This is a genomic window from Acinetobacter sp. AR2-3, from assembly GCF_001878775.1.
Taxonomy (GTDB): Bacteria; Pseudomonadota; Gammaproteobacteria; order Pseudomonadales; family Moraxellaceae; genus Acinetobacter; species Acinetobacter lwoffii_D.
In genome coordinates this window covers 54,630-69,236 of the sequence record NZ_MJIQ01000060.1, presented here as the reverse complement: position 1 = coordinate 69,236, position 14,607 = coordinate 54,630, and the positions used below count along the sequence as shown (strand labels likewise).

Below are 14,607 nucleotides of genomic sequence, written 5' to 3'. Positions count from 1 at the left end.
TTGAAAAGATTATCCTCTTAATTCAATTTGAGTACGTTGCTCCAAGCCTTGCACCGCAGCGGAGAAATCCAGCTGGCTGGCCTGTGGGTTGGAAATCTGCTGAAACTCCTGCTGAACCAAAGACATCACCGTTAAATCCAGTTGCTGTTGCTGCACCAGTTCCAAGGCAATACCAATATCTTTCTGCAATAAATCCAGCGCAAAGGTCTTGTGAAACTCACGGCTCAGTACACGCTGTGCCATGATATTTTCCGACATGCTGCTTTTACCACTGGAATGATTAATACAGTTTAGTGCACTGCTTAAATCAACGCCCTGCCCTTTCAGCACAGTCAGCCCTTCAGCCAATGCCCATAAGTGAGTCGCCATTAAGGTATTATTCACGGCTTTCACCGCAAAACCAGAACCGCTTTCTCCCACATATTCAATCAAACCTGCAAAGGCATCAATGATCGGCTTGACTTGTTCAAAGGCTTGTTCATTGCCTCCGACCATCACAGTTAAAGTGCCTTTTTCTGCGCCAACGGTTTGGCCAGAAACCGGTGCATCCAGATAAAAACTGCTTTGTTGCTCCAAGAGCTTCGCCAGTTTCTGTGCTGATTCCGGTACACCACTGGTACAGTCAATCCAGATTGCACCTTGTTTGGGTGGATGAGCTGCAATTAATGCTTCTACATACTGACTGGTCGGTAAACAGGAAAAGATAAAATCTGCCTGAACCGCCTGCTCAATACCAACTGCCTGCGTTACAAAAGTTTCGGCATGCGCTACAGCTTTCTGTTCAGTACGGTTCCAGACCCACACCTGATGTCCGAGTTTTGGCAAATGGGAGGCCATATGCCAGCCCATTGCCCCGAGTCCTAAAAATGCAATTGTATGACTCAAAAAATGCTCCTCATTTTAAACGACTGGCTTAGCCTCAACTTCGGTTACAGTTTCAGCTGGTTCAGATGCTGGTAATTCTTTATCTTCACCACGGTTCAGGAATAGATTCAATAGAATTGCGGCTAAGGTTGCGGTACCAATACCACCCAGATCAAAACCACCGATCTGCAAGCTATAGTTCCCTGTACCCATGATCAGACACACGGCACCAATAATCAGCGTACTGTTCTTGGTGAAATCAACACGGTTATCTACCCAAATTTTCGCACCAGCCACCGTAATCAGACCAAATACGACAATCGATGCACCACCCAATAAAGCCACTGGAATGGTACTGATCACTGCGCCAAATTTAGGCGAAAGTCCGAGTAAAATTGCGAAGATACCAGCAAAGACAAATACAGTGGTTGCATAAACTCTGGTGACTGCCATTACACCGATATTTTCGGCATAAGTGGTCATGCCTGTACCACCGACAGAAGCTGACAATGAAGTACACACCCCATCAGCAAAGAAACCGCGTCCCATATACGGTGACAGGTTTTTACCGGTCATCGCAGAGACTGCCTTAAAGTGTCCCAGATTTTCTGCAACCAAGATAATTGCCACTGGTGCAATCATTAGCATGGCATTTATTTCAAAGACCGGACTCTGGAAATTTGGCAAACCAAACCATGCTGCTTCACTGACCTTGGTAAAATCAATCGCAGGTCCGAAGCCCATCACATTGGTGAAAAGGAAATAAATCAGGTAGGAAGATAATAAGCCCAATAACAATAATAGACGGCGTACCATTCCTCGGGTAAACACAGCAATCACACTGATACAGATAATCGTGATTAAAGCCATCCACGAATCAAACTGGTTCGCTGAAACACTCTTAATCGCCACGGGCGCCAGGTTCAAACCGATGATCATCACGATCACGCCTGTCACTACAGGTGGCATCAGTTTTTCAATCCAGTTGGTACCAGTTTTCATCACCAGTAGCCCAATCAAGGCATAGACAATACCGCAAGCAATCGTACCGCCAAGGGCTAATCCTATATTTGGATTGGCTCCAACCCCTGAATAACCCGTCACTGCGACGACCGCACCAATAAAGGCAAAGCTTGATCCCAGATAACTAGGCAATCGACCGCCCGTGATCAGGAAAAATAAAATGGTCCCAATCCCAGTAATGAAAATCGTGAGATTGGGATCAAACCCCATTAATAAGGGTGCCAGCACGGTTGCGCCAAACATGGCAAACACATGCTGCAACCCGAGAATAATACTTTTTCCAGCAGGCAGATATTCATCTGTTTGCACGGGTGTGGTATCGAGATTGCCTTGGTAAGGCTTAAATTTTGGAAACCACGTTTCTTTTTCTTGCATCGGCTTCCCCTCCTTGATTAGGATTGAATTGAATTAGCACATTTTGTGTGGCTCACAGTAAGAACGGTTGAAGTACATCAGCGCATTGCCTTGACTCTGGCACATCGCTTTCACCTCACAGAACAGCACGTCATGACTGCCTACGGATAAACATTGGACCACCTCGCAGTCAAAACTGACTAAGGCATCCTCAAGTACAGGTGACTGGGTCACCAAAGTTTTCCAGTTCCCCTGACTGAAACGCTCTGCCATTGGTGTTTTTCCACCAAACAGATTGGAAAGATGTTGTTGATGTGATGCCAGGGTATTCACACACAACACCTGATTCTTTTTAAAGGTTTCATAAACTGAAGCAGAACGGTTCAGACACACCAGCAACGTTGGTGGTGCATCCGTCACGCTACATACGGCTGAGGCAGTAAATCCTGCCTGTCCTGCCTCACCTTGCGTGGTAATGACATTGACTGCAGCCCCGAGATTGGACATGCCTTGACGGAAAATCTGCTGATCAACTTGGGTAAAGATGTCATCTGATGCGTTAGTCGCCAAAACCTTATTTAATGCGTTATTTTCTGCAACTGTTTCTGTGATGATTTTAGATAGTTTGGCATTCATGCTGTTCTCCCGCCCCCAAGTCAATATTCAGTTTCAGACCTGGGGCATCTAGTAATGAGATTGAATCAGGTAGATCGACTTATACATGGGCAATCGAAGCAATTTCGACCAGCGCATCAGGTTTGACTAAACCTGTCTGTACGCAATACCGTGCCGGCTTATCTCCCGGGAAATACTCTGCATAAACTGCATTAATCGCAGCATAATCTGCCCAGTCTTTGACAAAGACATGATTAAAGGTCACGTCATCCATACTGCCGCCTGCTTCCTCAATCACACGCTTGATAGTTTCCAGAATATGACGGGTCTGTGCTGCGGCATCACCGACATGCACCACATTATTATTTTCATCAAAAGCTAATGTACCGGATACATACACGATATTGTCTGCCTTGGTTGCCGGTACATACGGTGCTAATGGTTTCGATGTTCCTGCTGGAATAATGATTTCTTTAGGCATACTATTTTTTCCTTAATTCTGTTCTTTAATTCTTTATGCGCTTACAGCTAATTTAGTTTCTTTTAGTGACTCACTTTCTTTTTGAAAGGTCTCTACAAAATTTTTGGTATCTGATACCCAGCCAAAGAAAGTCTTGATGTTATACAGACTGGCTTCATGCGCTTCGACTGGACCGGCCTGATGGCAGGCATCAGCAAGTGCGATACCAAAATATTCTAAGAAGAAGCCATCACGTAGTGTCGACTCCACACACACGTTGGTGGCAATCCCCACAAAGACCAGATTGCGAATTCCTCTTACACGCAACATGCTGTCCAGCGCGGTATTAAAGAAACCGCTATAACGTGGCTTTTCGATCACCAGGTCTTGTGGCAGTGGTTTTAACTCATCAATCAGCTCAAAATCCCAACCACCTTTTGCTAACAATTGCCCCTGTAATTCAGGACGTTTACGCATGGTCTTTAAGGCATTGGATTTATGGAAATTTGGAGAGTCCTTACCACCCGCTTCCTTATATTCTGCATCCCAGCCATTTTTGAAATAAATCACCTGAATACCGGCTGCATGTGCGGCATCAACGGCCTTTTTAATATTTTCAACCACGGGCTTGGTTTTCGAGACATCAAAGCCCGCCAGATCCAGATAGCCACCCTGAGAGGTATAGGCATTTTGCATATCAATCACAATCAAGGCTGTCTGTTCTGGTGCAAGACAAATCGCTTCGGGTTCCGCTTTAAGCGTTTTTCCTGTGCCGAGTTTTTCCGTAAAACCGGCTGTTACGACTGATTCACTCATGCGCTTTTCTCCAAAACTGGCGCTTCATCTTCAATGACAATATGATCACGGCATTTCATTAGCGGCTGGATTTTTTGACCAAAGTCTTCAACCCCTTGAATAAAATCATCAAAAGTTAGTAGTACGCCTTCCGTACCTTTGATCTCACCAATTTCATCCAACATTCGTGCCACATTTTCATAAGAACCCACCAGCGTACCCATATTGATATTCACTGGAGATACGCTAGAAGCCATTTGACGGATATTGGTGTCTGCACCGGAAGTGGTATCTTTACCGCCTTGATTCATCAGCCAGTTAATCGCTTCCATATCAGCACCATCGTTATAGTGCTGCCATTTGGCTTGCGCTTCTTCATCAGTTTCTGCAGCAATCACCATAAACAGCACATAAGTCTGTACATCACGGCCAGTCACATCTGTTTTTTCTTTGAGGCGGTCATTAATTTCTGCATAAGCTGTTGGAGTATTCAGGCCTTTACCAAACACGAAGTTATAGTCTGCATATTGTGCAGAAAACTCTAAACCTGCATCAGATTGACCTGCACAGATAATCTTCATGTCGGCTTGTGGACGTGGGCTAACACGGCAATCTTCCATCTGGAAATGTTCGCCTTTAAAGTCTGATTTACCAGTCGCCCAAAGTTCACGCAGAATTTGTACATATTCAGACAGATATTCATAGCGTTTGCCAAAATAGTCATTACCTGGCCACATACCCATTTGGGTATATTCAGGTGGCTGCCAGCCAGTTACGACATTCAGACCAAAACGGCCATTTGAAATCGAATCAATGGTTGATGCCATGCGCGCGACAATTGCAGGTGGCATCACCAGAGTTGCGGCAGTTGCGAAAATTTTAATTTTGCTGGTGACAGCCGCAAGACCTGCCATCAGGGTAAACGTTTCCAGGTTATGTTCCCAGAATTCAGTCTTGCCGCCAAAGCCACGCAGCTTGATCATGGAAAGTGCGAAATCGAAACCATAGTGCTCAGCGCGCTGTACGATTTGTTTATTTAACTCAAAAGTCGGCATGTACTGCGGTGCATTTTCAGAGAGTAACCAGCCATTATTTCCGATTGGACAGAAGACACCTATTTTCATTTTCACACCTCATTATTTTTAACACTTATTCAAAATTCTGATTCCACTTCGGGAATTTTATTTACAAGATAAACATTGCAAAGCGTATGCCAACTATTTTTGTTTATTATTTATCATATACTTAATATTTTATTTTTTGAATCTTTAGTAAAATAACCATTTTTAACCATGAGTCAATTTTGAACATGCTGTTTCATTCAAGTGCACTCGTACCAATTTGTGCATTTGCAGTTCATGCATCAATTCGAAGTAAAAACCATGCTGATGCTACAAAAATTATTAATTAGAAATAATAAAAAACCAGACACTAGGTCTGGCTTTTAAAAAATCTTCAAACTAAGGGGAGATCAGGAATGAAAGGATCAATTGATTCACCTGATCCGTTTCGGTCACGGTAGATGCATGTGCACCTGTATCAAGCAAACTGAGGTGACTATGTGGCAGGCATTGTTGTAATTGCTGTGAACGTTGATAAGGCACCAGAAAATCATCTTGGTTAGCAAGCAAATGCACAGGAATATCCTTGAGTGCCTGACGATGTTCTGCGTTCAGTTTAAAAGCCTGCACGGCTTGTAGGCGTGCCAGAACATTTTGGATCGGTGGAAAGTCAAGGAGCTGCTTATTTTCTGATTCGGTTAACTGATCAATATGGGTTGAAATCCACTGTGGCGGATAAAGAAACAAAGCCTGTGCTCTCACATATGCCTCTGCCCCGCTATTGAGCAATAACGAAGTCCGGGCTTCGAAACACTTCTGAGTATGAGCATCCAGCTCTCCCCAAGCATTTAACATGGTCAGACTGAGCAGCTTAAACTTTCTTTCAGCCTGATAGGTCGCCAGTTGCATGCCGATATGTCCGCCCAATGCATGCCCGATGAAATGAAACTCTCGAATGCCATCATTGATCAATAAATCCAGAATCTGGCCGGCCATATGGTCGATCGAATAAGACGTGGGCAATAGCTCAGAATCTGAATGACAGCCTTCCTGATCATAAGTGACTACATGAAAATGCTGCTGTAAAACTCTAATTTGAGGATTCCAGAAACTGGCATGTCCGCCCAATCCGGACGAAAGCACCATATAAGGTGCATCTGCCTGTGCTGCAAGATGAATAGATAAAGACATATCACTCTCATATTTTAACTATGAGATGAACGCAGCAAGATATATGCCTGAATAGAAGTATTTTTGAACAATTGATAAAATTATAGCCAGTAGACATTAAAGCTAAAATAAAATTCCTGTACTTCAAAACGCACGTTATAACCAAGCTCAGTCAACTCTGCTGAGAGGCCACGGATTTCTTCTAGAGGCAGATGTTTAGGAAACACTGTCAGCACAGCGGTATTGCCTAGTCGGGCATTATCTTCAATCAGTTGAGCCAAGCGAGGCTTGTACATTTCAATATTTAAATTAGCCACGTTCGATAAAATTTTGGCCTGATCTGCAGTCATAAAACTCATTGTTCTTCACTCTTTTTGATTTTTATTCAATGAAGTTAAATGATTTAATTCACATAAAATATTTTTGTTTTGTATCTATAGTAAATAAATCGTGCATAAAAAAATCCCTCACATGGAGGGATTTTTTAGAAAAAATTACTGACCTGGTAAAGGAATATATTGTGAAGAACTGCTTTGCGTTTTACGTTCACTAATCACCACATCCAGTGTCATAGTTTTTCCAGCGCGTTCTACTTCAATCTGAACAGTACTGTTTGGGGCCTGTAAAGCGACAAAATTAATCAGATGTGAGGCAGAAGTAATCACTTCATTATTCACCTTGATGATTTTATCACCACGCTGGATGCCAGCTTTTGCTGCAGGTCCATTTTCCAGCACTTCAGCGACCACTACACCTGATTCTTTAGGTTGCAGTACATCATTACGTTCTGTCGGCAACAGACTGATACCCAGCCAGCCACGAACGACACGGCCATCTTTCAGGATTGCATTCATCACTTGCTGACAGATTTTAGCGGGAATCGCAAAACCAATCCCCAGTGAGCCACCTGTTTGGGAGAAGATTGCTGTATTTACCCCGATCAGGTTACCAGCAACATCAATCAATGCACCACCCGAGTTACCCGGGTTAATTGCAGCATCTGTCTGAATAAAGTCTTCATAGGTATTGATGCCCAGATCAGAACGGCCTGTCGCAGAAATAATCCCCTGAGTCACGGTTTGACCGACACCAAACGGGTTACCAATGGCCAGAACAACATCACCGACTTCATTGCCACTCAGCTTGAATGGCAAAACTGGCAATTGTTCAAGTTCGATCTTGATTACAGCCAAATCCGTATCTGGGTCTGTACCCACGACCTTGGCTTCGGCACGGCGTCCATCATGCAAGGCCACCACAATCTGGTCTGCTTGTGCAATCACGTGGTTATTGGTCAGGATATAACCATCAGGACGTACAATTACACCCGAACCTAAACTGTTTTCATTCGGGCTTTGTCCATACTGGTCAGGCAACTGATCGCCAAAGAATTCACGAAATACCGGATCGGTCAGTAAAGGATGCGCCTGTTGCTTGACTTTTTGGGTAGTAAAAATATTCACGACAGCCGGGGCTGCCACTTTTACAGCAGCACTATAGGAGACCACGCCTCCTGAGCGCGACGTATCAATCAACGGCTCTACTTTTTCAGCAGGCATTTTGACACCATCTGGCGCAACTGGTGCCTTTGGTTTTTGTAGTTGTTGCCACCCCAAAAAACCGATAATGACTAAAATCAGTAACACCCAGGGTAACCATGTAAAGGTGCGGCGCACGTTGCTATCCTCTAAAATATTTTAATTCGTTGATGACTAAGTAATTTGTGTCCTATTGTAATGCGAAATACATAACTAAACACAAAAAATTCCACAGAGATTTGTGCAGCTTTAGTTACAATTAGACCTATAGATAAATATGGGCAAGTTTTTAAACTTACAGGAATTTTATGGCGAATTTGAACGATATTATTCAATGGTGTGACCAAACTTTGGCAGCACGTGAATTTAAGGACTATGCACCGAATGGCTTGCAGATTGAAGGCAAATCCGAGGTGAATAAAATCCTCTGTGCTGTGACTGCTTCCCAGAGTGCCATTGAAGCTGCAATTGAGCAAGGCGCAGATTTATTGCTGGTTCATCATGGCTATTTCTGGAAAGGAGAAGCCTACCCAATTACGGGAATGCGTGGTAAACGCATTAAAACCCTGATTCAAAATGATATTTCACTGGTTGGCTATCACCTACCTTTAGACAGTCATCCAACTCTGGGAAATAATGCTGCCATTGCGGATTTATTAGAACTCGAAAATATCGAACAGCTGGATCCGAGTGAAAAACGTCCGATTGGCAATATTGGCTATTTAAAACAGCCAATGAGTCCGGAAGATTTTAAAAATTATGTTTCAGAAAAGCTGGGCTTTGATGCGATTCATCTTCCTGCTGAAAAAACTCAAATCCATAAAGTCGGTTTCTGTACCGGTGGTGCGCAGGATTATATTCAAAAAGCGGCACTACAGAACTGTGATGCCTATATTTCGGGCGAAGTGTCTGAACGGACCTTTTATGAAGCTCAGGAACTGAATGTGCATTATTATGCTTGTGGCCATCATGCGACTGAAAAATACGGTGTGCAACGCCTTGGCAAGGCTATTTCAGAACAGTTTAATATTGAGTATGATTATTTCGAATTAAACAATCCGATTTAATTCGACTGACGGTTATGATCAGTGGCTTTATTCATATATTTTCAGGCTTTATTCTGTATTGTTATTTATACACGATGCCCATTTCTGCCCGATTATCTATTACAATAAAGCCACTTATTGTTAAAACCCAGCAAAATGCAAGGAATTGAGAACATGACAACCATTACTTTACCAGCATTACCTTACGGCTACGAAGATCTTGCTCCACACATCAGCAAGGAAACTTTAGAATACCATCACGACAAACACCACAATACGTATGTGGTTAACCTGAATAACCTGATCGCTGGTACTGAGCTTGAAGGCAAAACTCTAGAAGAAATTATTACAGCAACTGCTGGTGATGCTTCTAAAGCAGGTGTTTTCAATAACGCAGCTCAAGTTTGGAACCACACGTTCTACTGGAACTGTATGGCTAAAAACGGTGGCGGTAAAGCAACTGGTACTTTGGCTGCAAAAATTGACGAAGCTTTCGGTTCTTATGAAAAATTTGCTGAAGAATTTGCTGCTGCTGCAACTACTCAGTTTGGTTCAGGTTGGGCTTGGTTAGTGGCTGACGAAGTAAACGGTCAGCTTTCTATCATGAAAACTTCAAATGCTGATACGCCAATGGCGCACGGTAAAATTGCAGTGTTGACGATTGACGTTTGGGAACACGCTTACTACATCGATTTCCGTAATGCTCGTCCTAAGTACATCTCTACTTTCCTAGAAAGCCTAGTAAACTGGGATTATGCAAATGCGAAATATGCAGGTCAGCCTGCAGGTGTTGAGAAATAATTTTTTATTTCTTTGCTAAAAAAATCACCCACTTCGGGTGATTTTTTTATTTTTAGGCTCTAAATGAATATTTATGAAGCAAACAATTCATTTCTTTACATTAATTGATTGACGACCTGGTTATTCATCCCTAAAATGCCGATCAGATTCTCCAATAGCTCAGTCGGTAGAGCGACGGACTGTTAATCCGCAGGTCCCTGGTTCGAGCCCAGGTTGGAGAGCCATATATTCTTCCATAGCTCAGTCGGTAGAGCGACGGACTGTTAATCCGCAGGTCCCTGGTTCGAGCCCAGGTGGAAGAGCCAAGATTCTAAAAAACCCACTCATTGCGAAGTGGGTTTTTTTATAGCTGTATTTTTTAAATTGAGATCATATTGATTTATATGCGCGATCAACCGCTCATTTCTTATGATCCAGATCACTTATCAAAATTCAGGCTGATCGCGATTTTGCTGTTAGGACCGGTTTACATAAACATAACAGTTTAAACTACAAACCTTTTCGACTATTTTTAAAACACTTGATTCAATTTCTTCAGCTTTTTTCTAAAAGTGCCTTGACCCCTTTTCAAATCTCTCTATAATCGCTGTCAGATTCTCCAATAGCTCAGTCGGTAGAGCGACGGACTGTTAATCCGCAGGTCCCTGGTTCGAGCCCAGGTTGGAGAGCCAATCTATTCTCCCATAGCTCAGTCGGTAGAGCGACGGACTGTTAATCCGCAGGTCCCTGGTTCGAGCCCAGGTGGGAGAGCCAAGATTCTGAAGAAACCCACTCATTGCGAAGTGGGTTTTTTTATTCTCCCCTTTTGTGATCTGTGTTTAATTTGAGTCAGTTTATATTTTTTGTGATTGGCTGCCTGGCAACTTTTGCATTAGTTTGCCTGCTCTTCCCACATCTCTTCACCCGTCAAAAGAAATTCTATCCGAAGCGCGTCATTACTGCTTTTGAAAGCAGGATGTTTACACGTCTGAAAGATGCCTTTCCTCATCATCACATTCTGGCACAAGTCGCGTTTAGCGCTTTGATCACGCACGATCAGATGAAAATGCGGAATCAATTTAATCGCAAAGTCACAGACTTCGTGGTACTTGATCGTGAATATAATGTAGTGGCGATTGTCGAACTGGATGATCCGAGCCATATTGGCAAAGAGCAGGAAGATGCTGAACGCGATGCCATGCTGATTGCAGCAGGCTATACCGTGATTCGATACACCCAGATTCCGACTATCAGACAACTGCAAAGGGATTTAAAATAAATTAAGCTGCAATTTCGATATTTCTCGCTGCAGCTTGAATTGGATTAATCAAAGCCTCCTGCTCCGCTTTTAATTTCTCGGCAGCTTTTCATGCTTCAAAACTAACCTATCCTCGTCCAGTTTAGCGTCTCATCACAAGCATTCTCAGTTAAACCTGCCTTTCTGCAGGATTAGGGTGATAAAGTTTAAATTATCGCTCTATAATCCTTTCGAAAACAAAATATAAGTCAGATGACCTGATTGGCCTGTTCCATTTCTGGCCATCATCACCTTGCTTATTTTTGGCGTTGTTTTTTTATTCAGTGATCGTTTATTTATGCAAAATTCTATTCGTATTGGTATCGCGGGTTACGGTAATCTTGGCCGCGGTGTTGAAACTGCCATCCAGAAAAATCCTGATATGCAGCTTGTCGGTATTTTTACTCGCCGCTCACCAAGCAGCGTCTCTCCTTGCTTTGCAGAAACTCAAGTGTATAGCATGGATGCACTATTAAATGAGTTTAGCGATAAAATTGATGTGCTGATTCTTTGTGGCGGCTCTAAAGATGACTTGCCACAACAGGCGCCTATCTTTGCAAGTAAATTCAATACTGTAGATAGTTTTGATACGCATGCACGTATTCCGGAATACTATGCTGCAGTCGATGCACCCGCCCTTGCTAACAAAAAAACAGCCATGATTTCTATTGGCTGGGATCCTGGCATGTTCTCGATTAACCGTTTATTTGGTGAAGCGCTATTACCAGATGGCGAAACTTATACTTTTTGGGGTAAAGGCTTAAGCCAAGGCCATTCGGATGCGATCCGCCGTGTACCTGGGGTGAAAGCTGGTGTTCAATATACCATTCCATCCACTGATGCTATTGAACAAGTCCGCAGTGGCGCACGACCTGAGTTAAGCACCAAAGATAAACATCATCGTGACTGTTATGTGGTCTTGGAACAAGGAGCTGATGCAGCAACAGTTGAACAAACCATCGTCAGCATGCCTGATTATTTTGCAGATTATAATACGACTGTGAATTTTATCAGTGAGGAAACTTTACTGAAAGATCACCAAGATATGCCACATGGCGGTTTTGTCATTCGTAGTGGTAATACCAGTGATGCACAAAAACAGGTGATTGAGTTTTCTTTAAAGCTGAATAGCAATCCAGAGTTTACTGCAAGTGTTCTAGTGGCTTATGCCCGTGCCTGCTACCGTCTGAATCAAACTCAGCAATATGGTGCCAAAACAGCCCTAGATGTAGCACCTGCCCTACTTTCAATTAAATCTTCAGAACAATTGCGCAAAGAATTGCTTTAAGATGATTTAAATATAGCCACCGATCGGATGATGGGTGGCTATATTTTTCCATTCTAGAATACGGCTTGCCTAATTACTAAGTATCGAATATCTACAGTCAAATCATCGTTTGCAGAAACCCATGCAACTATCTACCACACAGACATTTGCAGTATTAGACAAGTGCAAAGGGATTCTAGATAGATTAAGGTGCTGTTGCACTACTTTCAGACGCAGCTTGAGTTGAATCTGCCTTAACATCCTGCTCTGCTTTGAGCTTTTCCGCAGCTTCTCGTGCTTCAATACGCGCAATCATATCTGCCTGCTGCTGCTTGTATTTTTCCTGATTTTTAGCATCACTATTCACTGCAAGAAATGCCATACTAATTAAAAATACCGGAATACAAAGTGCAAGCGTACCGAAGATCAATAGCTTTTTGACACTGCGGGGCTGTGGCTGCTCGGACATAACAAACCTGCTTTAATTTCGTCATTTAATTACACTGCCCAATATAACAAAATAAAGTCATAGCTCAAGCCTTATAGATTAGGCAATAACAAAAGCATCCTTATAGGACGCTTTTTTCTCAGTCGATAGACAGTCACTACCTCAAAGCCAGTAGTATTCCTGCAAAAATAATCAGTCCAATCCAGCGGTTATGCCTAAACGCCCAGAAACACAAATGTGGATTTTTATCTCGAGTTTTAAACCATTGGTAAATAAAATCGAGAGCGACAACAATTAATGCAGCCAAACCAAATGGAATCAGTAAATTTTCTAGCCAAAGTGCTACAGCAATCAAAAGAATACTAATGGCCTGCAAAGCGCTAATGATCTGAATATCATATCGACCAAATAAGATCGCGGTTGATTTCACCCCAATCTTTAAATCGTATTCACGATCTGCAATTGCATATTGGGTATCATAGGCTACGGTCCAGGCCAGATTACCAAAATATAGAAGCCAGCAGGTTAAATCCGGCGTTTGTCCAACTGCGGTATAAGCCATCGGAATCGACCAGGAAAATGCTGCACCCAAAAAGACTTGAGGTAAATGGGTATAGCGCTTCATAAAAGGATAAATAAACGCTAAAAATAAAGCCCCAAATGACCAGTAAAAAGTTTCGATTGGCAGAAAAAATAGTAGGCAGGCACTGGCAGACACCAAAACCAGAAATACCATCACAGCTTCTTTGGCACTGATAATCCCAGTCGCTAGCGGACGGTTTTTAGTACGCTCCACATGTGCATCGACTTTACGGTCAGCAAAATCATTAATGGCACAGCCTGCCGCCCGCATAAAAATCACACCCAAAATCATGGGAATTAAAATTTCAATACGTGGCATCCCCTGAGCGGCAATCCACAGCGCCCACATGGTAGGCCAAAAGACCAGTTCAGTGCCAATCGGTTTATCAAAACGACAAAGATAATAATAGGCGCTAAGACGCTCACGCCAGGTGATTGCTTGTGCGGTTGCCATAAAAATCAAGCCCGTGAATTTTGTATAAAGTGTTCAAATGCCGGTAAAAATGTTTCTTGTACGATAAATTTACAGCCGTGCCAAGTATAGCAGCTCTGACGGGTCCAGCCCTCATCTAAAAGTACCACCCGACGCTGGCAGAGTGGATTGGTGCGCTGAAACAGAAACAAGCCAATCGGTTTGGTGCCAATATGCTGAAAAATTCGGGCTTTTTTTTGCAGGCTTAAAATCGGAAAGATGCTTTTGGCTTTCACCCAAGGAGACTGTTCCGAGCCGTAGAGATAACTTTCACGCACCCAGGAAGTATGCTGATGTGACATCTGCATCCATTTGGCATTGGCAAAGCCTAAACGCTGAAAATGCTCTTGAATTGGCTCGACATGGAATTGTCCTTGCGCCAAATCGGTCAGTTGTTGCGTGAGTGAACCCGATGCATACAGCCACGGTTTTAACTCAACAGGCAGAGTTGACAGCAACACACGCTGATTTTGATTTCTAGAACGACTATTCATTGTTAACAGTTATCTGTTTTTGCAATGATTTCATATTTGCCTTGTGGGGTTTTAATTAAAATAAAACCTTCAGCACTCAAATAAAATGATTCTGGATAAGCATAATCCAGCGCTATTTCAGGATTTTTCAGCGCCACAAATTGAGCCTGCTTATAACCCTCGGGAGTCCGCCCCACTTCAAGATAAGTCACTTCAGAGAAGTTCAACTTAAAACCTTTGTTATGATCTTTTGGATCAATCCATGGATAAAAGCTGGTGTGCTTTTTACGTTGTGCCATTTAAGCCCATCAATCATTTAAAATTATAAATAGATGATACAAAAAAACCCGCGACATGCGCGG

17 protein-coding genes and 4 tRNA genes are annotated in these 14,607 nt (G+C 42.9%); 8 read left to right on the top strand and 13 right to left on the bottom strand.

The genetic code is table 11. The annotated features are described in order from the left end of the window. Positions 1–9: 9 nt before the first annotated feature. The 9 genes from BFN00_RS11995 to BFN00_RS11955 form a co-directional block, all read right to left on the bottom strand. Positions 10–849 carry an NAD(P)-dependent oxidoreductase gene (locus BFN00_RS11995; protein ID WP_249449799.1) on the bottom strand — a complete coding sequence of 280 codons (840 nt, stop codon included), beginning with the start codon at positions 847–849 and terminating at the stop codon, positions 10–12. Positions 850–900: 51 nt separating this feature from the next. Then, positions 901–2,262 (bottom strand): pyrimidine utilization transport protein G, encoded by a 1,362-nt coding sequence (gene rutG / locus BFN00_RS11990; RefSeq protein ID WP_071851883.1) that lies wholly within the window; start codon positions 2,260–2,262, stop codon positions 901–903. Positions 2,263–2,295: 33 nt separating this feature from the next. Beyond that, positions 2,296–2,811, bottom strand: coding sequence for an NADH-dependent FMN reductase RutF (gene rutF, locus BFN00_RS11985; RefSeq protein WP_370940775.1), 516 nt, complete (start codon positions 2,809–2,811; stop codon positions 2,296–2,298). Between the two features lie 145 nt (positions 2,812–2,956). Beyond that, entirely contained in the window at positions 2,957–3,337 is a 381-nt protein-coding gene (rutC, locus tag BFN00_RS11980; protein ID WP_004646493.1) for a pyrimidine utilization protein C, read from the bottom strand. Positions 3,338–3,370: 33 nt separating this feature from the next. Continuing rightward, positions 3,371–4,132 carry a pyrimidine utilization protein B gene (gene rutB / locus BFN00_RS11975; protein ID WP_004646492.1) on the bottom strand — a complete coding sequence of 254 codons (762 nt, stop codon included), beginning with the start codon at positions 4,130–4,132 and terminating at the stop codon, positions 3,371–3,373. Further along, entirely contained in the window at positions 4,129–5,235 is a 1,107-nt protein-coding gene (rutA, locus tag BFN00_RS11970) for a pyrimidine utilization protein A (RefSeq protein ID WP_004646490.1), read from the bottom strand. The genes rutB and rutA overlap by 4 nt, the downstream gene beginning before the upstream one ends. Positions 5,236–5,571: 336 nt before the next feature. After that, positions 5,572–6,363 carry a pyrimidine utilization protein D gene (rutD, locus tag BFN00_RS11965; RefSeq protein ID WP_071851881.1) on the bottom strand — a complete coding sequence of 264 codons (792 nt, stop codon included), beginning with the start codon at positions 6,361–6,363 and terminating at the stop codon, positions 5,572–5,574. Positions 6,364–6,443: 80 nt separating this feature from the next. Beyond that, positions 6,444–6,701 carry a hypothetical protein gene (locus tag BFN00_RS11960; RefSeq protein ID WP_071851879.1) on the bottom strand — a complete coding sequence of 86 codons (258 nt, stop codon included), beginning with the start codon at positions 6,699–6,701 and terminating at the stop codon, positions 6,444–6,446. A 135-nt stretch (positions 6,702–6,836) separates the two neighbouring features. Beyond that, on the bottom strand, positions 6,837–8,018 hold the full coding sequence (locus tag BFN00_RS11955; RefSeq protein WP_071851877.1) for a S1C family serine protease: 1,182 nt from the start codon (positions 8,016–8,018) through the stop codon (positions 6,837–6,839). 170 nt (positions 8,019–8,188) lie between these two features. On the opposite strand from BFN00_RS11955, the gene BFN00_RS11950 reads away from it, so the two are divergent. From BFN00_RS11950 to BFN00_RS11915, 8 genes are all read left to right on the top strand, one after another. Beyond that, a complete protein-coding gene (locus tag BFN00_RS11950; protein ID WP_071851875.1) occupies positions 8,189–8,947 on the top strand; it encodes a Nif3-like dinuclear metal center hexameric protein in 759 nt (252 codons plus the stop codon). A 153-nt stretch (positions 8,948–9,100) separates the two neighbouring features. After that, the gene (gene sodB, locus BFN00_RS11945) at positions 9,101–9,727 is read left to right on the top strand and encodes a superoxide dismutase SodB (protein WP_004646486.1); all 627 of its coding nucleotides are present in this window, start codon (positions 9,101–9,103) and stop codon (positions 9,725–9,727) included. A gap of 148 nt (positions 9,728–9,875) precedes the next feature. Then, positions 9,876–9,951: transfer RNA gene (locus BFN00_RS11940), tRNA-Asn, on the top strand. 5 nt (positions 9,952–9,956) lie between these two features. Next, positions 9,957–10,032: transfer RNA gene (locus BFN00_RS11935), tRNA-Asn, on the top strand. A gap of 290 nt (positions 10,033–10,322) precedes the next feature. After that, a tRNA-Asn gene (locus tag BFN00_RS11930) sits at positions 10,323–10,398 on the top strand. Between the two features lie 6 nt (positions 10,399–10,404). Next, a tRNA-Asn gene (locus BFN00_RS11925) sits at positions 10,405–10,480 on the top strand. Positions 10,481–10,541: 61 nt separating this feature from the next. Continuing rightward, positions 10,542–10,985, top strand: coding sequence for a DUF2726 domain-containing protein (locus tag BFN00_RS11920; RefSeq protein WP_004279650.1), 444 nt, complete (start codon positions 10,542–10,544; stop codon positions 10,983–10,985). A gap of 316 nt (positions 10,986–11,301) precedes the next feature. Further along, positions 11,302–12,291: a diaminopimelate dehydrogenase gene (locus tag BFN00_RS11915; RefSeq protein WP_004279649.1), complete on the top strand. Its 990-nt coding sequence runs from the start codon at positions 11,302–11,304 to the stop codon at positions 12,289–12,291. 184 nt (positions 12,292–12,475) lie between these two features. Here the strand turns inward: BFN00_RS11915 and BFN00_RS11910 are convergent, their stop codons facing one another. From BFN00_RS11910 to BFN00_RS11895, 4 genes are all read right to left on the bottom strand, one after another. Then, complete coding sequence (locus BFN00_RS11910) at positions 12,476–12,739, bottom strand: hypothetical protein (protein ID WP_005107416.1); 264 nt, start codon at positions 12,737–12,739, stop codon at positions 12,476–12,478. A 136-nt stretch (positions 12,740–12,875) separates the two neighbouring features. Continuing rightward, positions 12,876–13,754, bottom strand: coding sequence for a 4-hydroxybenzoate octaprenyltransferase (ubiA, locus tag BFN00_RS11905; protein WP_005107417.1), 879 nt, complete (start codon positions 13,752–13,754; stop codon positions 12,876–12,878). Positions 13,755–13,759: 5 nt separating this feature from the next. Beyond that, positions 13,760–14,266 (bottom strand): chorismate--pyruvate lyase family protein, encoded by a 507-nt coding sequence (locus BFN00_RS11900; protein WP_071851873.1) that lies wholly within the window; start codon positions 14,264–14,266, stop codon positions 13,760–13,762. 2 nt (positions 14,267–14,268) lie between these two features. Further along, positions 14,269–14,544, bottom strand: coding sequence for a hypothetical protein (locus BFN00_RS11895; protein ID WP_004279642.1), 276 nt, complete (start codon positions 14,542–14,544; stop codon positions 14,269–14,271). Positions 14,545–14,607 lie beyond the last annotated feature (63 nt).